This window comes from Hymenobacter sp. UYAg731 (assembly GCF_054061335.1).
In genome coordinates this window covers 150308-170629 of record NZ_JBSSEC010000002.1, presented here as the reverse complement: position 1 = coordinate 170629, position 20322 = coordinate 150308, and the positions used below count along the sequence as shown (strand labels likewise).

The 20322-nt window shown below is 55.1% G+C and carries 18 protein-coding genes; 9 read left to right on the top strand and 9 right to left on the bottom strand.

Features of this window, described 5'->3' with window-relative positions; all coding sequences use genetic code 11:
* Positions 1 to 64: 64 nt before the first annotated feature.
* The 7 genes from ACVWYF_RS05265 (at position 65) to ACVWYF_RS05235 (ending at position 7701) form a co-directional block, all read left to right on the top strand.
* Positions 65 to 949 (top strand): DUF6089 family protein, encoded by an 885-nt coding sequence (locus tag ACVWYF_RS05265; protein WP_457065363.1) that lies wholly within the window; start codon positions 65 to 67, stop codon positions 947 to 949.
* A 48-nt stretch (positions 950 to 997) separates the two neighbouring features.
* Complete coding sequence (gene porG, locus ACVWYF_RS05260; RefSeq protein ID WP_457065361.1) at positions 998 to 1753, top strand: type IX secretion system protein PorG; 756 nt, start codon at positions 998 to 1000, stop codon at positions 1751 to 1753.
* Between the two features lie 132 nt (positions 1754 to 1885).
* The gene (locus ACVWYF_RS05255) at positions 1886 to 2632 is read left to right on the top strand and encodes an isoprenyl transferase (RefSeq protein WP_457065359.1); all 747 of its coding nucleotides are present in this window, start codon (positions 1886 to 1888) and stop codon (positions 2630 to 2632) included.
* 84 nt (positions 2633 to 2716) lie between these two features.
* On the top strand, positions 2717 to 5173 hold the full coding sequence (gene bamA / locus ACVWYF_RS05250) for an outer membrane protein assembly factor BamA (protein ID WP_457065357.1): 2457 nt from the start codon (positions 2717 to 2719) through the stop codon (positions 5171 to 5173).
* Between the two features lie 38 nt (positions 5174 to 5211).
* Positions 5212 to 5889: an OmpH family outer membrane protein gene (locus tag ACVWYF_RS05245; protein ID WP_457065355.1), complete on the top strand. Its 678-nt coding sequence runs from the start codon at positions 5212 to 5214 to the stop codon at positions 5887 to 5889.
* 41 nt (positions 5890 to 5930) lie between these two features.
* The gene (locus ACVWYF_RS05240; protein WP_457065353.1) at positions 5931 to 6572 is read left to right on the top strand and encodes an OmpH family outer membrane protein; all 642 of its coding nucleotides are present in this window, start codon (positions 5931 to 5933) and stop codon (positions 6570 to 6572) included.
* Positions 6573 to 6645: 73 nt separating this feature from the next.
* Positions 6646 to 7701, top strand: a complete 1056-nt coding sequence (locus ACVWYF_RS05235) for an RluA family pseudouridine synthase (protein WP_457065351.1) — start codon at positions 6646 to 6648, stop codon at positions 7699 to 7701.
* 78 nt (positions 7702 to 7779) lie between these two features.
* Here ACVWYF_RS05235 and ACVWYF_RS05230 read toward each other — a convergent pair whose 3' ends face one another.
* From ACVWYF_RS05230 to mazG, 7 genes are all read right to left on the bottom strand, one after another.
* The gene (locus ACVWYF_RS05230) at positions 7780 to 9402 is read right to left on the bottom strand and encodes a tetratricopeptide repeat protein (RefSeq protein WP_457065349.1); all 1623 of its coding nucleotides are present in this window, start codon (positions 9400 to 9402) and stop codon (positions 7780 to 7782) included.
* Positions 9403 to 9456: 54 nt separating this feature from the next.
* Entirely contained in the window at positions 9457 to 10449 is a 993-nt protein-coding gene (locus ACVWYF_RS05225) for a PstS family phosphate ABC transporter substrate-binding protein (protein WP_457065347.1), read from the bottom strand.
* Positions 10450 to 11087: 638 nt separating this feature from the next.
* Positions 11088 to 11915 carry an energy transducer TonB gene (locus tag ACVWYF_RS05220; protein WP_457065345.1) on the bottom strand — a complete coding sequence of 276 codons (828 nt, stop codon included), beginning with the start codon at positions 11913 to 11915 and terminating at the stop codon, positions 11088 to 11090.
* Positions 11912 to 12385 (bottom strand): ExbD/TolR family protein, encoded by a 474-nt coding sequence (locus ACVWYF_RS05215; RefSeq protein WP_457065343.1) that lies wholly within the window; start codon positions 12383 to 12385, stop codon positions 11912 to 11914. The genes ACVWYF_RS05220 and ACVWYF_RS05215 overlap by 4 nt, the downstream gene beginning before the upstream one ends.
* Positions 12386 to 12505: 120 nt before the next feature.
* Complete coding sequence (locus tag ACVWYF_RS05210; RefSeq protein ID WP_457065341.1) at positions 12506 to 13138, bottom strand: ExbD/TolR family protein; 633 nt, start codon at positions 13136 to 13138, stop codon at positions 12506 to 12508.
* Positions 13139 to 13224: 86 nt separating this feature from the next.
* Positions 13225 to 14112, bottom strand: coding sequence for a MotA/TolQ/ExbB proton channel family protein (locus ACVWYF_RS05205; RefSeq protein ID WP_457065339.1), 888 nt, complete (start codon positions 14110 to 14112; stop codon positions 13225 to 13227).
* Between the two features lie 267 nt (positions 14113 to 14379).
* Positions 14380 to 15237 carry a nucleoside triphosphate pyrophosphohydrolase gene (mazG, locus tag ACVWYF_RS05200; protein WP_457065337.1) on the bottom strand — a complete coding sequence of 286 codons (858 nt, stop codon included), beginning with the start codon at positions 15235 to 15237 and terminating at the stop codon, positions 14380 to 14382.
* Positions 15238 to 15312: 75 nt separating this feature from the next.
* On the opposite strand from mazG, the gene glmM reads away from it, so the two are divergent.
* Together glmM and ACVWYF_RS05190 are read left to right on the top strand one after the other, a co-directional pair.
* Positions 15313 to 16710, top strand: a complete 1398-nt coding sequence (gene glmM, locus ACVWYF_RS05195) for a phosphoglucosamine mutase (RefSeq protein WP_457065335.1) — start codon at positions 15313 to 15315, stop codon at positions 16708 to 16710.
* 130 nt (positions 16711 to 16840) lie between these two features.
* Positions 16841 to 18010 carry a cysteine desulfurase family protein gene (locus tag ACVWYF_RS05190; RefSeq protein ID WP_457065333.1) on the top strand — a complete coding sequence of 390 codons (1170 nt, stop codon included), beginning with the start codon at positions 16841 to 16843 and terminating at the stop codon, positions 18008 to 18010.
* 62 nt (positions 18011 to 18072) lie between these two features.
* Here ACVWYF_RS05190 and ACVWYF_RS05185 read toward each other — a convergent pair whose 3' ends face one another.
* Both ACVWYF_RS05185 and ACVWYF_RS05180 read right to left on the bottom strand, forming a co-directional pair.
* Complete coding sequence (locus tag ACVWYF_RS05185; RefSeq protein ID WP_457065331.1) at positions 18073 to 19266, bottom strand: hypothetical protein; 1194 nt, start codon at positions 19264 to 19266, stop codon at positions 18073 to 18075.
* Positions 19263 to 20306, bottom strand: coding sequence for a DUF2157 domain-containing protein (locus tag ACVWYF_RS05180; protein ID WP_457065329.1), 1044 nt, complete (start codon positions 20304 to 20306; stop codon positions 19263 to 19265). Before ACVWYF_RS05180 ends, ACVWYF_RS05185 begins: the two co-directional genes overlap by 4 nt.
* Between the last annotated feature and the right edge of the window lie 16 nt (positions 20307 to 20322).

Here is a 20322-nt window from a genome sequence, read left to right as displayed (position 1 = left end):
AAACTGTGCGCTCTCTGCACTGCTCTCAACCACTGCACCAAGTCTCCTCATTTTTAGTTGCCTTATGAAAAATATTTTCACCTATTCCACGGCCTTTGTGCTCGGATTGGCCTTGGTGGCTACGCCGGAAGCAGATGCTCAGCAGTTCAGCAAGCGGAAACAGTATAACTCCATCGGTTTCAGCCTGAACGCGATGAACTACTTCGGCGATATAACGCCGACTACCAACTTCTCAAGCTTGCGTGCAGGAGCTACTCGTGTTGGTGCAGGCGTTTCTATAACCCGTCGGTTCTACCCACGTTTGTCGGGCCGTTTTGGTCTGTCTTATGGCCGTATTTCGGGTGATGATGCGCTGGCAGCTGACCAGAACGGTACTGATTCTAAGTTCCGGTACAACCGCAACATGAATTTCCGGAATGACATTCTGGAAGCTTCTGCTGTGGCTATTATCGACCTTATCGAAAACCGCAACAACTACCTCAAGCGCCCCGACTTTGTGCCGTATGTGTTTGTTGGTGTCGCCGGTTTCTATAATAGTCCTCAAGGACTTGACAAGAACGGTAACTACATTGACCTCCAGCCCCTGAAAACAGAAGGCCAAGCCACCGCTTATAGCAAAACACAAATTTCGATTCCTTTCGGTGGTGGTATTCGCTACCGCATCAATCGTAACTTTGATGCCAGCCTCGAAATCGGATGGCGCAAAACATTTACTGACTACATCGACGACGTAGGTGGTAAATACGCTGGCGCTGATAACCTATCGGGTGTTCAAAAGTATTTCGGTAATGATATCACCCGTAGCGTAACCGAAGGAGGTTTTACGGGCTTCACCAACAAAGGGGAGGCACGTGGCGACAATGGCAATAAAACCGACTGGTACATCGTAACAGGTGTAACATTGAACTACATCTTGACGCCCCGCATCAAGAACCCCAAATTCCGCTAGCCAGCGACTGTTGGCTTAGGTTTCTTTTCCCGAGTCAGCAATTACTAAATGACGAATTCAGGTTTCAAAAACGTACTCCTCGCTTGCTTTGTGCAGGCGGGGAGTACGTTTTTTTGCGCTTCGGCCAACGCTCAGAATACCAGTGAAATAGGGATTGGTATTGGTGCCACAAACTACCGGGGCGAAATATCTCCCGATTTTCAGCTGCAAAACAGCAGGCCCGCCTTCACTGCCTTCTATCGCAAAGATGTGTCGGTGCCCATCACACTGCGCGGAGGCATTATGGCCGGTTTCCTGCGGGGTGCCGATGATAACGTGACGGGCGTCAATGGGGGAGTACCTCCGCTCCAGAACTACCGGCAGGCCAACACCAAAGGCAGCGTACTCGAAGCATCGGCGGTAGTAGAATATAACTTCCTCGACTATCATTACCGGACAGATAAGGTGCATTTCACCCCGTATCTGTTTGCGGGTCTGGCCGCATTCTATGCCAATACCACCACAGTATCCAATAACCCACTCCTACAGGCCAGCTTTAACCAGAAAGGCAGTATGTTGGGGTTGGCTATCCCGGCCGGAGCAGGCATAAAGTACGCGCTTTCGGAACACCTTAACTTGGGGCTGGAAGCTGGGGTGCGTAAGACATTTACCGACCAGCTCGACCATTTGAGCACGCAAGACCCGCTCTTGGTAAATGTTCATGACCAGGATTGGTATTATTATAGCGGGGTCAGCTTATCCTATACGTTCTATAAAATCCGCTGCCCTGACCAGTATAAAAAGAATAAGACGCTGCTAAAGTAGTAGTTAGCTTTCTGATGGCAACTGGTTTCAGTATAACTCAGAACGGCATATAGGGGAAGGTCATTATTGACGTTCGGCTGCTAAATGCAACCATTTCCGTAACTTGCGGGCTCTTTTAGCGAAACCGCAAAGATGACCGGCAAGGCCGAAATAGATACTCAAAATATTCCCGCTCATGTAGCTGTCATCATGGACGGCAATGGGCGCTGGGCCAAGCAGCGTGGAGGATTGCGCGTGTTTGGTCACCAAAGCGCCATCACGGCGGTGCGTGAAACTGTGGAAGAAGCCGCCGAACTAGGTGTGCGCTTCCTGACGCTGTATGCGTTTTCGACTGAGAACTGGAACCGTCCAGCGCTGGAGGTGATAGCCCTGATGCAACTGCTGGTGCATACCATCCGGCAGGAGACCGCCACGTTGCTCAAAAACAGTATTCGTCTGGAAGCTATCGGCGACCTGGCAACCTTGCCCAAAAGCTGCCAGCGGGAGCTGGCCGAGGCAATGGAGCTCACCAAGCATGGCAGCCGCATGACGCTGGTGCTTGCCCTGAGCTACAGCGGCCGCTGGGACCTTACCCAAGCGGCCAGGCGCATGGCTGCCGATGTGGCCACGGGCCAGCTCCAGGCCAGCCAGGTGACCGAAGCCACGGTAGCGAGCTACTTAGTGACAGCTAAAATGCCGGACCCGGAACTGCTTATCCGAACTAGCGGCGAACAGCGGATTAGCAACTTCCTGCTGTGGCAACTGGCCTATACTGAGTTGTATATCACTGATTTGCTGTGGCCGGACTTTCGGAAACAGCATTTCCAGGAAGCCATTCGGGCTTATCAGCGTCGGGAAAGGCGGTTTGGTAAAACCAGTGAACAAATCACTGTATCTTAAATCTTTGTAATGTCTATTGTGCATAATTTTTTTATCAAGTGTGCGCTTGTGGTAGCGGTATTGGCAGGCTTAGTAGCCCACCCAATGCATGTGCAGGCACAGCAACCAGGAGCCGCCGGAGCTGATGAGCCCAAAAAGTACGAGTTGGGCGGTATCACTATCAGCGGTGCCCGGTACCTCGACCCCAACACCCTGATTGGCCTGACTGGTTTGCGCGTAGGCGACCCCATCAGCATTCCGGGTGAGGAGATTGGCAAATCTATCCGCAAACTATGGGCGCAGGGCATCCTTGGCGACGTGAGCGTGACAGTGGCCCGCATCGAGGGCAACAAGATTTTTCTCGACTATAACCTGAAGGAGCGGCCGCGGCTATCGAAATTCACGTTTACCGGCATCAAAAAGGGGCAAACGGAGGACCTGACTAAAAAGATTACGCTGATTCGGGGCAAAGTGGTAACAGATGCCCTGATGAACAATGCGCGGACCCAAGTGCGCAAGTTCTTTGTCAACAAGGGCTATCTCGATACCAAGGTAAACATTGTGCAAGTTGCCGACTCCAGTTTGTCGAACAGCGTGGCCTTGCGCATTGATGTGGACAAGGGCTCGAAAGTGCGCATCCATGAAATTGCCTTTGAGGGCAACAAGGCATTTACGGACCGTAAGCTGAAGGGTAAGCTCAAGAAAACCAAGGAGCGGAAGCCTTATAAATTCCTGACTCCTGGAAAATTTCAGCGTAGTGAGTATGAGGAGGATAAGAAGAAGCTGCTGGAGTTTTATAATTCCGAAGGCTACCGCGATGCCACTATCGTGAGCGATACCCTGGTGCGTGACGAAAAAGGCCTGGCTCTGCGCATCACGGTGGACGAGGGTCCAAAATACTACTTCCGCCACATTACGTGGAACGGCAACTACCTGTACGACGATAAGACGCTGGCCAACGTGCTGGGCATCAAGCCCGGCAGTACCTATAGCAAGGAGATACTGGATAAGCGCCTGAATTACAATCCGACCGGGCAGGACATCTCTTCGCTGTACCTCAACGACGGTTACCTGTTCTTCACCATCGACCCGGTGGAAACCAAGGTAGAAGGCGACTCGATTGATATTGAAATGCGCTTGAATGAGGGCGTGCAGGCGCACATCAAAGACATCAATATCTCGGGCAATACCAAAACCAGCGACCATGTGCTGCGCCGTACGCTGCGCACGCTGCCCGGCGATAAATTCAACCGGGAATTGCTTATCCGTTCGCAACGGGAAATTGCTACCTTAGGCTATTTCGACCCGGAGAAAATCGGTATAAATCCAATCCCCAATCAGGCCGATGGCACGGTTGATATCAACTACACGGTGGTAGAAAAGCCTTCGGACCAGGTGACCCTGTCGGGTGGCTGGGGCGGTTATGCCGGCTTTATCGGTACGGTAGGATTGGTTTTTAATAACTTCTCGCTCCGCAAAGCGGGTACGCTGCGCAACTGGACGCCCGTGCCCGCTGGCGACGGCCAGCGCCTGTCGCTTAACGTGCAGGCCAATGGATTGCAGTACCAAGCTTATTCACTGTCCTTCACCGAGCCTTGGCTGGGTGGCCGGCGGCCGAATTCATTCTCGTTTAGCCTGAACCATAGCGTGCAACGCACGGGGGCGGCGCTGGATGCTGCTTCGGACCAGTTTATTAAGGTAAACAGTGCCACCGTGGGTCTGGGCCGCCAGCTGCGCGTGCCGGATGACTATTTCACGCTCAGCAACTCGCTGTCGTATAGCCAGTACCAGACGCAGAACTATGCCGTTATCGCAGGGGCATCTTCGGGTACGTTCAATAACATTACCCTGAATACTACGCTGGCCCGTAACAGCATCGACAACCCGACCTACACTCGTCGGGGCTCATCGCTGAGCCTGAGCGTAAACCTGACTCCCCCTTATTCGCTGATTAACCCTGACCATCCCAGCAACAACCAGTGGATTGAATTCCACAAATGGATGTTTGATGCGTCTTGGTTTACCCCAATTGTGGGCAAGCTCGTGCTGAATACCCGCGCCCACTTCGGCTACTTGGGTACCTATAATTCGAAGCGTGACATTGGACCGTTTGAGCGATTTAAAATGGGCGGTGCGGGCCTGGGCTACAACGGCGGCGGCAACTATCTGGTGGGTACCGACTACGTAGGCCTGCGCGGTTATGATGACCCTAACGCCACTTTCGCCATTCCCACGGCGCAGGCCAACCAGGCCGGTGGCATTGCTTTCAACAAGTACGTGCTGGAAATGCGCTACCCCGTCAGCCTCAACCCGGCTGCTACGGTGTACGTGTTGGGCTTTGCCGAAGCAGGCAATGCCTTCGACTCTTACCAGAACTATAACCCCTACAAGCTGTACCGGTCGGCTGGCGTAGGTGCCCGCATTTTTATGTCGGCTTTTGGCTTGTTGGGCTTCGACTTTGGCCACGGCTTCGATTCCGTGATACCGCCGATAGGTACGCCTGCCGGCACCAAGCAGGACCCCAACCACTTCCACTTCATCATTGGCCAGCAAATTCGCTAGCAAGGCACTAGCGAACGGAGTTTCACGTTTCCTCCCGTATGAAGAACTTTGGTGGCCTGCTACTGGCCTTTTTGTTGCTGAATTTTGCCCCGAAAGCCCACGCCCAGAAGTTTGGCTGGGTCGATTCGGAGTTTATCATGGCCAAGATGCCGGAGTACGCCAAGGCTCAGCAGGAACTGAACCTGCTGTCGGATACCTGGCAGAAGGAGATTGAAGCCCAGCAAAAAGACCTCGACAAGCTGCATCGGAACTATCAGAACGAAGAAGTGGTGCTCACGGAGGCCATGAAGAAGAAGCGGCAGGACGAAATTCTGCTCAAAGAGCAGGAATTGAAAGCCTACCGCAACAAGCAGTTTGGCTACGAAGGCCAACTGTTTAAGAAGCGCCAAGAGTTGAATAAGCCGGTGCAGGACAAGGTGTTTGAGGCTGTGGAAAAAGTAGCCAAGAAGAAGACGCTGGCCGTGGTTTTTGATAAATCCGGGGACCTGACCATGCTCTACACCAATCCTGCGCACGATTACACCGAATTTGTGCTTGAAGAGTTGGGTCTGGGCGCTGAAGACCGCAACCAGCCCGGCCCCAAAGGCGCGGTAAAAACGGTGGCCCCACCAAAAACGCCAGTAGACCCTAACTTTGAATCGGACTCGGGCGCGCCCGAAGCTGCGCCGACTGCCAAGCCGGCATCCAAGCCAGCGCGTCCGACAAAGAAGAAGTAATTACCTTTGTCCCAACATTTTTCTGACCCTTTTTCTTTTTGATGAATCTCGTGAAAATCTTTCGTCTGACGCTCGCCGCCGCTCTGTTGACCGCCGGAACCCTGGCTGCCACTTCCGCGCAGGCCCAGGCCCCCCTGAAAATTGGTTACACCGACGTTCAGTACGTGTTATCTCAAATGACCGAAAGCAAGCAGATTGAGTCGGAACTCAAAACCTACAACGACCAGCTCGCGGCCCAGTTGAAAAGCAAAAGCTCCGAATTCGAAACCAAGGTGAAGGACTACCAGCAGAAATCCGGCACCATGACCGAGGTAGTGAAAGCGGATACCGAGAAGGAGTTGCAGCGGCTGCAGCAGTCCATTCAGGAATTCCAGCGCACGGCCGAGCAGTCGTTGCAGCAAAAGCAGCAGACGCTGCTGAAGCCCGCGTTGGACAAGCTGCAAAAGAACATTGACTTGGTAGCCGACGAGAACGGCTTCACCTACGTGTTCAACTCCGATGGTGGCGGCAGCCCGCTGCTGTTGCATGCACCTAAAGAGGGCGACATTTCGGACCTCGTGCTGAAGAAAATGGGCATTACGCCCGGCGCGGGGGCTCCTATCAAATCAGGTCCGGCCTCGCCGGCTACCAGCGCACCGGTTGCGCCTGGTGTGAACAAGACCAAGACCAAGACCAAAAAGTAAGCGGCAACCGCCGCCTGCCTAAAAAAGCCGGAGCACTCGCTCCGGCTTTTTTCATATACCACTACTTTGGGAAATGATAGACGACGAATTTGAGGCGGATGAGTTGCTCGACAGCGAGGCCGATGAAGAAGGCGGGGATGAGCTTTATGAGCATCACCGCATCACCGTAGACCGGGGACAGGAAATGCTACGGATTGATAAATTCCTGCACAGCCGGCTGCGAAATACTTCGCGCAATAAAGTACAGGAAGCCATCCGGGCGCTGGCTGTGGAGGTGAATGGGGTGGCTGTAAAGCCCAATTATCGGGTCAAGCCGCAGGATATTATCACTGTCACACTACCCGAACCACCGCGTGAAGGCCGGGTGATACCCGAGGAGATGCCCTTGGATATTCGCTACGAAGATGCCGAACTGCTCATCGTGAATAAACCAGCCGGTCTGGTCGTGCATCCGGCTTATGGCCATTGGCAGGGCACGTTGGTTAATGGGCTTGCCCATCACCTCGCCAACCTGCCAACGGGCCGTAATGGGGAAATCCGGCCCGGTCTGGTACACCGCATCGATAAGGATACGTCGGGTTTGCTGGTAATTGGCAAAACTGAATTTGCCATGACGCATTTGTCCTTGCAGTTTTTCCACCACACCATTCAGCGCAGCTACCTGGCCTTGGTGTGGGGTACCCCGCCTGGCCCCACCGGCACCATAACGGGCCATATTGGCCGCAGCGTGCGCGACCGTAAAGTGCAGGCCGTGTACCCCGGCGGCGAGCAAGGCAAGCCTGCTGTGACGCACTACGAGGTGCTGGAGAGCTTTGGCCCGGTCACACTGGTGCGCTGCGTACTCGAAACCGGCCGGACCCACCAGATTCGCGCCCATATGCAATACCTCGGCCACCCCTTATTTTCTGATGCAACGTATGGCGGCGACCGCATCCGCGTGGGCCAGAACAATGGAACCTACCGGGCATTTGTAGAAAATGCTTTCCAATTGATGCCGCGCCAAGCATTGCACGCTCGCTCGCTTGGCTTCGTGCATCCAACATCGGGCGAGCAATTGCTATTTGAAGCCGAACTGCCCGAAGATTTTGCGGCAGTCCTGGAAAAATGGCGCAACTGGGCTGCTACTTGAAATCAAGCCCATTACGTAAAAACAAAAAGGTCCCAACGAATTGCGTTGGGACCTTTTTGCATAAGCGCCATATAAGAATTACTTCTTTTTTGGAGCAGGTTTCTTAACCGCTGCCTTGGGCTTGGCAGTGATGATATCCAGGTTGCTCTTGGCACCCTTATTCTCAGGGTCCAAGGCCAATACCTGCTCGAAGTATGACTTGGCTCCGGCTTTATCACCCTGCTGGAAAGAGTTTACGCCCAGGTAGCCATAGGCTTGTACCAAGCCTTCGCGGAATTTAGCCGGTTCGGCATCAGCTGCTTTCGACAACTCAATGTACTTCTCGTAGCTCGGTTTGGCCAGACCCTGCTTGCCCTCTGGGTCGCGCTGAGCATTCACCGAAGCTCGGTACAGGTATGCCGGAGCATACGTGGGTTTGGCGATGTTGATGATGTTGTACACGCTATCAGCCTCCACATACTGCTTATCGCTGCTGAAAGCCGTAGCCAAACGGAACTGGTCGGTAAGGTCGCCGCTACATTTGTTCAACTTGTACTTATACACGCTGATAGCACCCTTGTAATTCTTCTGGTTAGCATAAATGCTGGCCAAGTCATTCTGGAAGTCACAAGCTTTGCTCGGGTCTTTCTTAATGATGTCGCTAATACCGGTAATGGCCTCGCTGCCCTTACCGGTTTTGCTCATGATTTTGTACTTGTAAGCCAAGTCCTCCGAGATAACCCTGTCCGCCGGAGCTATTTTCATGTACGTATCCATAGCCGTCGAAGCACCAGCGAAGTCGCCGGTCTCGTACATCAGATAGGGCCGCAGGCGGTTCATGGTAATGTTGTTCGGGTCGACCTGTAGGACCTTGTTTACCTCGGTCAGCGCCTCCGGATATTTCTTGGTCAGGTACAGAAACGAAGCGTACTGCGCGTCGGTAGCCGGCGATTTCTCGGCCAGACTGGTGTACTTCTGAAAGCTGCTCAGCGCCAGGTCATATTGGCCGGCGTAGTAGTACATGTCGGCCAGTTCCCGGTAAGCCGGAGCATAGCTGGGGTCTAGTTCCACCGCCTTATTCAGGCTCTCACGCGCGGCGTTGAAGTTGCGCGAACGCACACTCAAAGCACCTTTTTTGTAATAAGCCTGGGCGTAGCTAGGGTTGGCAGCAATGGCGCGGTCAAAGCTGGTCATTGCTTCGCCACCGCCTTGGTCGGAGTGCAGGAACACGTCGCCACGGGCTACCATCAGGGCCGGGTCATCTTTTTTGTAAACGGCTTGCGCGGCGTCCATGTAGGTCTGGGCTTTGCCGGTACTCTTGCCGTCAGCTTCGCCATACGCCTGGGCTATCATTGTCAGCACCTTGGCATCTTTGTTCTTGGTTGCCTTGGCGGCAGCATCAAACTGGACCTCTGCTGGCGCAATCTGGCCTTTGGCCAGCAACGCACGGCCGGCTGCCACCTGACCAAAAGGAGTCGAGCCAGCTGCTTTATTGAAGAAATAAGCTGCTGAGTCGGGCATATCACGCATCTGATACAGACGACCCAACTCGAAAGCCGTTTCGGGCGAGGAACCGGGGCGCAGAATGGCACGGGCTTCGTTGTACCGGCCCAATTCAATATCGCGTTGGGCGGTTTGCACGTTTTGGGCGGTGGCCGCCGTAGTACCTGCTACCATCGCGACGGCAGCGAGCAGCGGCTGTTTCCAGGGCTTGAAACTCATAGGAGAAGAAAAAGGATGAAAAAGCAATGAAAAATTGTTACGCGAAAAGCGTGTTTACAGTTTAGGCGTGGTAATAATTCGGGCCTGTATCTGAGCCGGCAGCAAGCCCGACTTCTGAAAAATTAGCTGCCCGCTTTTGCCTGCCACGAAAGATGCAAACCCTGTGCCTAATCCTGCCCGCGCTTCTCGGCTGATGATGTAAAGGTTGCGCCGGAGTGGGTAATTCTGCAAATCCGGGTCCTGCGCCAGTTGCTCCGGCTTCTTCTCAGCCAAGTATACTTGGTAGGGCTGGATATAGTCGTTGGGCTTGGGATTGGGGCGGGCCGTGATGCTAGCCACCCGCACTTTATTGGCAAATTTCATGGCGGTTGGGTCGTCCCGGTCCGAAATCCAGTTCACACCCACCACCCCAATAGCGCTGGGGTGCGTTGCAACATAGTCCAGCAACGCCGGGTTCGATGCGGCGGCAAAGACCCGGTCGGTAAGCGCGGCACCATGCGTCACCGAGTCGCGCACGAAACGCGTCGTGCTGCTCCGGTTCGCATCAAATACCACATTGATAGCCGCCAGCCCCTTCTTGCCGCTAATCTGACTCCAGTTGCTGGTTTTGCCCGTGAAAATATCTGCCAACTGCGCTACCGTCAGCAGCGAATCTGGGTTGCTGCGATTCACAACAATGGCCAATCCATCGATACCAATGCGCGTAGTGCGCGGCACAATGGTTTGCTTGGCAAAATCGGCCTGCTCCTCCGCATTCAGCTCCCGCGATACCACGGCCAGCTTCACTTTGTCGTTGATAAGGTCCAACATTACCTTCTCCTCCGGCTGAAAACTCATTTTGACGTGGGCATTCGGATAGAGCTCCGAAAACGTATCAACTTGCGCTTGCAGAATGGGCGCAAACGTTTCATCGACGCTCACTGCGACGTTTCCGCTGGTAGGGGTGTCCTGGGCTCCTGGCGAACCTGGCGCATTGCAGGAGGCAATGGCAATAGCCCCAGCCAACACCGTAACGCCAGCAGTTAAAAGATGAGCGCGCTTAGTCATTATGGTCAGAGTCAGAAGTAGATTTTTGGCGAAAATGCGCCTGATAGCCCCGCCCAAAACGGAGCAATCCATAGAGGATGAAGACGGAGCCCAAAACCCGGCGGGCTATTGGGCCTAGTTGAATCAGGCCACCGGTAGAAGGACTACTGGCCGACCACCACAACCATGCTCCGAGCCCCATATAAACCAAGGCCATCAGAAGCACAAAGTAACGCACTAGTCGTTGGGGTGACTTCCCGAGCCGTTCCTCGGTAGTAGGCAAGTTGAGCATAAGAGGAAAAATGCAGAAATGGAGATATAACAAACCCGGTTATGATGGGTAAAGGTTCGGCCGGCTGAAACGAGGCTACAGAACAAAGCTGCAAAAAAGCTAAAAAAACAACTGCTTTCCATATAGTCCCGCCAGTCGCGGACCTCAACCGGCTCGCGGCATTATACACTTCCAGATGAGAATATCCAATAATCGGAAAGTTAATGCGATTAGTGCCCCATCAATAGACTATTGTAACGATTAATCGTCTTTAAACAGTATCGAGAAGTGCATAGTGTTTATAACTATGCAATAAAAAACCCTGGACCGAGCCATGATGCTCAATCCAGGGTTTTGATTAATTCGGAATCAATCCCGAATTAAAAACCTATTGAATTTTGAAGGTAATCGGTACGGTAAACGAAACGCTTACTGCACGGCCGTTCTGCTTACCGGGAATAAACTTAGGCAGGGTTTTCACCGCCCGAATCGTTTCCTCGTCAAGACCTGAACCAAGGCCTTTTACCACCTTCACATCCGAAACGTCGCCCTGCGGGTTCACCGTAAAGCTAACGAAGATGCGACCTTCAACTTGGTTGCGAAGCGCCAAAGGAGGGTATTTCACCGCCTTCTGGATGGCATTTACGATGGCACCGTTTCCACCGCCACCGGGCAGCTGAGGCATTTGCTCTACGTAAGTGTAGACTTTGTTCTCAACTACCTCTTCAACCACTTTGTCGCCGGTGCCTGATAGTTCAGACAGGTCTGGAGCATCCGTGTTGCCTTTTACGGTTACGGTTGCCACCGTCTTATCCTTCAGCTCTTCCTGGTCCGGAACCTCTTCCTTCTTCACTTCCTCATCCTTTTTCACTACCGGAGGAGTGAATTTGATGGTGGTAAGCTTGGGGGGCGGGGGGGGCGGAGCTTCGGGGGGGGGCGGGGGGGGCGGCGGCTTGGTGTCATCCAAGGGAGGCGCATCCATCAGCACGTTCTCCTTCAGGTTCTTCGCGGGCTCTTTTGGCAGTCTGTCTTTCAGGTACTGCGAAATAAGCGGAAACGCAATCAGCAGCAAGAACAACGCCGTAGCAATAATCAGAGCCCGCGTGACATGCCGCTGGTACAAGCGACGCAGCACGTATGCCCCGTACGCCTTGTTACGACCCTCAAAAACGATGTCGTTTAAGCTGGCCTTTGAAATTTGCGCGTTATCCATCATAAGGCGGATTCTTTAATAAGGTCCAGGTCTACTTGCGGTATCTTCACCAGCGCGTACTTCTTCTGGTTCGTGATGTTCATCTCGTCCAGAATGTCCACCATGTTTTTATACTTGGCGTCGGCGGTTGCTTTGATGAGAATAATAGGTTCCGGCTGTTGCCGCTGCCGCGTCATGATAATCTGACGGATGCCGCTGGCCGAATAATTCGTCACCTTCAACTCCGGCTTCGGTACCGTTTTGTCGGTCGGTGTGTTCATGCCGTAGTAGTAATACGCCTTGTTATCCTTACCCAGCAGGATAGTCATAGCCTGCGAGTTTTTGATTTTGGTGTCCTCTACGTCGTCAGTTTTCTTCACTGGCATCGTGAGCTGCATCACGTTAGGCTTTGCGAAGGTAGTAGTCAACATAAAGAAGGTGAGCAGTAGAAAGGCCAAATCCACCATCGGTGTCATGTCGATTTTGGTCGACATTTTTTTGGCTCGCTTCTTCCCACCTTTCCCACCGGAATCGGCTTTTCCTTGAATTTCTGCCATGGAATTTACTGAAGTAAATGGGTGGGGAAATGATTAGCTCACGCGGCCTGCTCAAATTTACCGAGCGGCTGCTACCGGCTTATTCTCCAGGTCCGTAATGAGGTTGAAACGGTTGATGTCGCGCTCCTGCAAAATTTTGATAACTGCCTGCACCGTCGGTACATCGGCGTTGCCATCGCCTTTAATAGCAATGTAGGTAGGTTTTTTAAAGAGAGCCTGATTTGCCTTGCGAGCTTCCAATACCCAATCAATAAGCTGGTTATTGAGCGAATCGATGGGAACACCAGGTTGCTGAGCATTTAGCTGCTTGCGCTCTTCTTTCTCAACGTTGAGGTAAGAGCCGAGCTGATTGATGGGCAAGCCGAAGTTGGGTAGGTTGCCAAACTCCTTGGCCTGCGCCGCAGTGAAGTTGATACCGTATTTGGCAGCCACCTTCTGCAAGGCTTGAATCTTGGTTTTGGTGTCGTCAACTCCAAAAAACACCCGTTTTTTGTTGTCGATGGTGAGCGTAATGACGTTACTCTCTGGCAATCTAAGTTCTGAGGTAGACGAAGGCGTATCCACTACGACCGTCTCTTCGGGGGCAAACTTGGTGGTGAGCATAAAGAACGTCACCAGCAAGAAGGCCAGGTCCACCATCGGCGTCATATCGAGCGACGGCGAGGTACGGTGCGGTTTTACTTTAGGCATTGCGAGATGGGGGTTAAAAGGGGGCTACTCGTCCGGTTTCCCTAAACGAATAGCCCCGCATTTTAGTGCATCAGTAAAATACTGAATTAAACCGTCCGAACCGATTGGCCCGCGTTGCTGCCATGCTGACCAGCGAAGGTCTGGATGATGCTGAAACCAGCTTCATCGATGCTGTAGGTCAGCTCGTCAATTTTGCTGGTGAAGTAGTTGTAGGCTACAATGGCGAGGGCCGAAGTACCGATACCGAGCGCCGTGTTAATCAGGGCTTCCGAAATACCGTTTGCCAGAGCTACTGCATCGGGGCTACCGGCCTGTGCCAGTGCGGCGAAGGCGTTAATCATACCGAATACGGTGCCGAGCAGACCCGTTAGCGTGGCAATGGAAGCCAGCGTCGAGATGATAACCAGGTTTTTCTCCAGCATGGGCAACTCAAGAGCGGTGCTTTCTTCGATTTCCTTCTGGATGGCGAGTACCTTCTGGTCCGTGGCCATGCTGGTTTCACGCGACATTTCGTTGTATTTCATCAGGCCGGCTTTCACCACGTTGGCTACCGAGCCTTTCTGCTGGTCGCAAGCAGCCAGAGCGCCGTTGATATCGTTGGCGTTCAGTTTCTGGCGAACGGTGCGTACAAAAGATTCGATGCTCTTGCTGCCCTTGGCTTTGCCAATAGTGAGCATCCGTTCGATGGAGAACGTAATTACGCAGAGCAACATGGTCATCAGCACGGGCACGATAACACCGCCTTTGTATACAATCCCGAGGTAGTCACCGGGCAGAGGATTGTTTTTATTGTCCCCGCCCTGGAAGTGGCTGCCGCTACCCAAGACAAATTTATAAACAATAACACTGACGATAAAAGCCAGGATAATAACTATGACGGAAAACAGCGAGGCGCCACCGCTGCTTTGGGCTTCGGCTTTGGCGGCCGTTGCGGCGGGCCGTGGGCTCGTATTCATGGCATTTTTCTGTTCCATTGTGCCGGAGTGTTTGGGGTTGTTGAGTGAAGTAGTTGAATTGAGTGGGTAAAGAAAATGCAAAAAGTTGGTTGGGGATGCAAACAACGGCAAAAAGACAATCGATAATCCCGTAACGAGAGGACTAAAATAGTACTTACCGAAGTCTAAACTACCCGCTCAGCCGTCTTAGTTGGGCAAACCTAACCAAAAAGAGTGGCCTGACCAAAGAAAACTTGCCCATGCCCACCAGAATGGTAATGAAAGTTGGGTGAAGTTTCCCCAACGCTAAACCGCGCCTTTGGGTTGAGTTGGGCGGCGTTTGGCTTCTTCCCAGTACACGTCCATCTGGGCTAAAGTGAGGTCGGCGAGGCGCTCATTATTGGCAGCGGCGGCCATTTCCAAGTATTGAAAGCGGCTGATAAACTTGCGGTTGGTGCGCTCTAGTGCTTCTTCGGGATTAATGCCGGCGAAGCGGGCAAAGTTGACCAGCGAAAAGAGCAAATCGCCGAATTCGTCGGCTGCTTTTTCGGCATTCATCCGGTCGGGATTGCCGTGGCTGTACTCTACTCCAAATTCATTTAATTCTTCCTGCACTTTGTCCCATACCTGCTCGGGCTGCTCCCAGTCGAAGCCCGCGCCCCGGGCTTTCTCCTGAATACGCATGGCCTTTACCAGTGCGGGCAGCGAGGTGGGCACGCCACCAAGTACCCCGTTGGTATTGCCTTTTTCTTTGAGTTTGAGCTGTTCCCAGTTGCGCTTTACGGTCTCTTCGTCGTCGGCCTGCACGTCACCGTAGATATGCGGGTGGCGATAGATGAGCTTTTCGCACTGGGCATTAAGTACATCGGCAATGTCGAAAGCCCCTCTTTCGGCGGCGATGCGGGCATAGAAAATCAGGTGGAGCATAACGTCGCCGAGCTCCTTTTTCAGGTCGGGAAGGTCGTCGCGCAGAATGGCGTCGCTGATTTCGTAGGTTTCCTCAATGGTGAGGTGCCGCAGGGTTTGCAGGGTTTGTTTTTTATCCCAGGGGCATTCGGTGCGGAGGCGGTCGAGCACGTCGAGCAGGCGGCTGAAAGCTTCTAGCTGGGCTGGGCGACGCGTGCTGGCTAAGAGGGAACTAGTGGGGGGCGTTAGGTTTTCCATTATTCCAAAGATAAAACTCCGTGCCGCCAACCGGCTGCTAATGCCTAATTTTGGTCTTTCAAATTAACTACCTCCGTGACTTTAATAAAATCTATTTCCGGTATCCGTGGCACCATTGGCGGGCCGGTGGGCCAGGGCCTCACGCCGCTCGACGTGGTGAAGTACGCCGCCGCGTACGGCACCTGGGTTAAAACCCAGAATACCGATAGCAAGCTGATTATCATCGGCCGTGATGCCCGCATTTCGGGCGATATGGTGAGCCGCTTGGTGGCCGCTACCCTGCAAGGACTGGGTCTCGACGTGTGCGACCTTGGCCTGAGCACCACGCCCACCGTGGAAATGGCGGTACCTGCCAAGAAAGCGGCCGGCGGCATCATCCTCACGGCCTCGCACAACCCTAAGCAGTGGAACGCACTGAAGCTGCTGAATGCGACCGGCGAATTTATTTCCGAAGCCGACGGCCAGCAGGTACTGGCTTCGGCCGAAAGCGAAGACTTCGACTTTGCGCCCGTGACCAAGCTGGGCCAGTACACCACGGACGCTACTTTTCTCAAGAAGCATATCAAAGCCATTCTGGCGCTACCCCTGGTGGATGTGGAGGCCATTAAGGCCCGCAACTTCCGGGTGGTAGTGGATGCGGTGAATTCTTCGGGCGGATTTGCGGTGCCGCAGCTACTGGAGGCGTTGGGCGTGACGACCATTGAAAAGCTGCACTGCGAGCCTACCGGTGACTTTGCCCACAATCCCGAGCCGCTGCCCGAGCACCTGCGCGACATTGCCAAGTTGCTGGAAAAAGGCGGCTTCGACCTCGGCATCGTGGTGGACCCCGACGTGGACCGCCTGGCGCTGGTGAGCGAAAACGGCGAGATGTTCGGTGAAGAATATACGCTGGTGGCCGTGGCCGACTACGTGCTGAAAGCACTGGGCGGCGGCAACACTGTGAGCAACCTGAGCAGCACCCGCGCCCTGCGCGACGTGACCGAGAAAGCTGGCGGCAGCTACTCGGCCGCCGCCGTGGGCGAGGTGAACGTGGTGACTAAGATGAAGGAAACCAACGCTGTAATAGGCGGCGAGGGCAACGGCGGCATCATTTACCCTGAGCTGCACTACGGCCGCGATGCCTTGGTGGGCATTGCCTTGTTCCTGACGCACCTGGCTAAAACGGGCCTCACGGTGAGCCGTTTGCGAAACTCTTACCCGAGTTACTTTATCTCAAAAAACAAGATTGAGTTGACGGCCGATATCAACACCGATGACGTGCTGGCCAAGATGGAGCAGCGCTACGCCAAGCAGCCGGTGAACACGATTGACGGCGTGAAAATTGAGTTTGATAAGGAGTGGGTGCATCTGCGTAAGTCCAACACCGAGCCTATTATCCGCATCTACGCCGAGTCGGACACTAACTCCACGGCCGACTATCTAGCTCAGAAAATCATTGGCGACATCAAGGAAATTATCGCCTCAAAGGCCTAAGCAAGCGCCGAGCTTGTTGACGGGCATCGGACGGCAGCAGATGTGGGCCAAAAACCCGAAGTTTGTATCGTGTTAACTCCGAAGAAGCCGGGTGCACCCACGCCCGGCTTCTGGCTTTTTACCTGATTCTATGAGTGCCGCTTCCCCCATCACCCCCGCTTTCGTTTATTTTGACAACGCTGCCACCACGCCCCTCGACCCGGAGGTGCTGGCGGCCATGATGCCCTTTCTGAGCCAGCACTACGGCAACCCCAGCAGCTTGCACGGCCCCGGCCGGCAGGTGCGCGCCGCCATCGAGAATGCCCGCAAGACGGTGGCCCACCTGCTGAATGCCGCGCCGGCCGAAATTATTTTCACCAGCGGGGGCACTGAGGCCGATAACTACGCCGCCTTTGGCAGCGTGCGGACGCTGGGGCTGAAGCACGCCATCACTTCGCCGCTGGAGCACCACGCCGTGTTGCACCCCTTGCAGGCGCTGGCTAAAAGCGGCGAGGTTGAGCTGCATTACGTGAAACACGACGCGCAGGGCGCGCTGGATTTGGGCCACCTGGAGGAGCTGCTGGCTGCGCAGTCGCGCACGTTCGTGAGCCTGATGCACGCCAACAACGAAATCGGCAACCTGAATGACATTGCCGCCATCGGCGATATATGCGCCCGGTACGATGCCGTTTTCCACACCGATACGGTGCAGACGATGGGCCACTACCGGCACGACGTGCAGCAGCTGAAAAACCACTTCCTGGTGGGTTCGGCCCACAAGTTTCACGGGCCGAAGGGCGTGGGGTTCATCTACACCCGCAGCGGCCTGCGGGTGAGCCCGCTCATTCACGGCGGCGCGCAGGAGCGTAACGTGCGCTCGGGCACCGAGAATGTGTACGGCATCGTGGGCTTGGCTAAGGCGCTGGAAATTGCGGTGCGCGACGTGGCGGCCCACCATGCGCAGGTGCAGGCCCTGAAAACCCGCTTCATCGAAAAGCTGCGGGCCGACATCGAAGACGTGCAGTTCAACGGCCTGTCGGAATACGCTGATAAGAGCCTCTACACCGTGCTAAGTGTGAGCCTGCCGCCGTCGGCCATCAGCGAGATGTTGTTGTTCAACCTGGATATCAGCAAGGTGGCGGCCTCGGGCGGCTCGGCCTGTACGAGCGGGGCGCAGGCCGGCTCGCACGTACTCGAGGCCCTGGGCTGTGACCCCGGCCGCGCCACCGTGCGCTTCTCGATGAGCAAAATGAACACCGAAGCCGAAGTAGACTACGCCGTGGCCGTGCTGGCCAAGCTGTACCGGCCGGTAGCGGTTTAGATTGGAGGGTTGGGTTTTAAGGGTTGAGTGAGAGCAATCATGACCCATTCAACCCTCAACCCTCAAAACTGCCCGGTGGCCCCGCCGCCGCCCGACTGCCCGCCACCGAATTCGAAGCCGCCGCCGGCCGGGGCAGCGGGCGCGTGGGCCGTCTGGGCCTGAATCAGGTTTTCGAGGTTGAAGTGGCGCGGCTCGTCGTCGGGTAGGGAGGTGAGGCCGAAACGGGCGGGGCGCAGGGCGCGCAACAGCATCCCCGCCGCTATCGTGAGCACGGTGCCGGCTGCTACGGCCGCTATTTCCGGGGGCATGAGGGAACGGTAGTGCCGCAATGTGAACAGTGAAAACGCCAGTGCCAGCAGGCCCAGCAGCAGGGTGGGGCGGTCGGCCCGGCGCAGGCCCAGGGTAATGTACAGGAATGGTACGCCGGCCGTGAGCAGGTAGAATACCAGCGCAAAAGGTATCTGCTCGGACCCGGCTAAGTTGTGCAGCTCGGCGTTGCCTTCGCGCACCACGAGGTAGTTGCCGCCGAGGTAAAACACCACCAGCGCCAGTATTTTCAGCATGAGTAGGCAGATGGCGTAATAATCGGCGAGAGCGGTGCCGGCTATCCGCCGGGTCAATGCACGATACAAAAACAGTGTGCCGGCCGCCGTGGCCATTAGCAGAAAGGGTAGCAGGGCCTGGCCTAAAGGGCTCTGCATACCGAATAAGGCGGCCAGTAGCAGCAACGCAATAAAGGCGGCGGCGGCTACTAAGGCATCGGCGTAGCGCAACGTGGCTACTGCCAGCAGCCCCAGCGCCAGTAGCAGGAACAGAAAGCTGTTGCCCAAGTCGGGGTGGGCGTAGTAAGTGGTCCATCCGTACTGCGCGAAACAATAGTAGAGAAGCCCGATAGCGCTGCCCAGGCCCGAATACAGAAGCGCATTGTCGGGGCCAGCGTGATACAGGCGCGACTCCATGAGCAGAAACTCCAGCATCCCGAAACTCCCCACGCAATAAATCAGCCCGATGGCAACAGGGGCCTCGCCGCCGGTAATCAACACCGAAAACCCGCCCAGCAGGGATAGGGCAATCCACGTAAAAATGAACAGGCCTACGCGTAGCGGCCAAGCAGGTCGGTAGTAACCAAGCGGGTACGCAGCTTCGATGGCCGCCAGTTGGGCCGGGCTCACCAGCAGCTGCCGCTGCCAGCATGCCGCCTGGGCCCGCAAAGCCGTGTTGAAAGCCCAATCCGGATTATAAGCTTGCCATTTCATGCTTGCGGGGGATGAGCAGCTTGACTCGTACTGTTGGTCGGACCGCGCATTATTTTCTTCAGGCTCACGAAGAAATACACCACCAGCAGGGCCGAAAGGGGAAAGAAAATGGTGGCGAAAGTCAGCATCAGGGCATCGGGCAGCAGCAGGGCCAACTGCACCAAGAGGCAGCAGCCCGCAAAATAGGCGTAGCCCGCCGCCAGTACCAGAAACCAATAGGACTGTACCCGCCGTGCGTACCAGAATAGCCCCGCGCACAGCGCCAGCATGATTATGACGTAGCTCAGGCCCAGGCCCGGCTGCTCATGAAAAGTGGCCCGAAACAGCGACGTAGCCAGCGCGGCTAATGCCAGATTGCTCCCCAACAGCAGGTAAGTGAACGCGAAATGCGCCTTGCGGCCCCGGTATTCCGAATAAAATCCGGTTATCATCAGCACCAGGCCCAGGCCAATGGCGGCGCTGCGAACCTGGTCATTCCAAAAATTATTTTCGGTGAGCACGGCCAGCGGTGCCACCGTGAGGCCTACCCACAAGGCCAGCGCCGTGAGGCCCATAGCCAGCACGCCGCGATGGTCGAACCAATAAGCCAGCGGCAGAAAAACCAGGGCCGGCACCGCCGTAGCCAGGCCGTAGCGGCTGCCAAACAGGCCGTACTGGTACTGCGCGTAGCCCTCCAGCACCACAAATAGCAGGCAGCCGAGGAGCAGCAGGTAGTCGGCCCCAACCGAGGTTTTGGGGGCCGCTGCCCATGTGAAGGGGGCGCGGTGCCGCGCCGCGTAGGTGAAGCAAGCCGCCGTGAGCGCGGCAATAACGGCAATGATGACGCCGTGCCCAATACTGTCGATGTTTTGATAAATGAGGATGCCCAGCCCGCCGGCCAGTAGCGTGATTCCCAGGTAAAGCAGCGCCCGCAGCTCGTAGTGCAGCGAAAAGGGTTGGGCCGCCTCACTGGCGGCGATGGTAGCGGCCTGGTCCGTTGGCAGCAGCCCCCGGGATTGTAAGTCAGCCAGATAAAAGGCGGAGGAGGACGGTGCAGGCATTGGCTGGGTACGATGG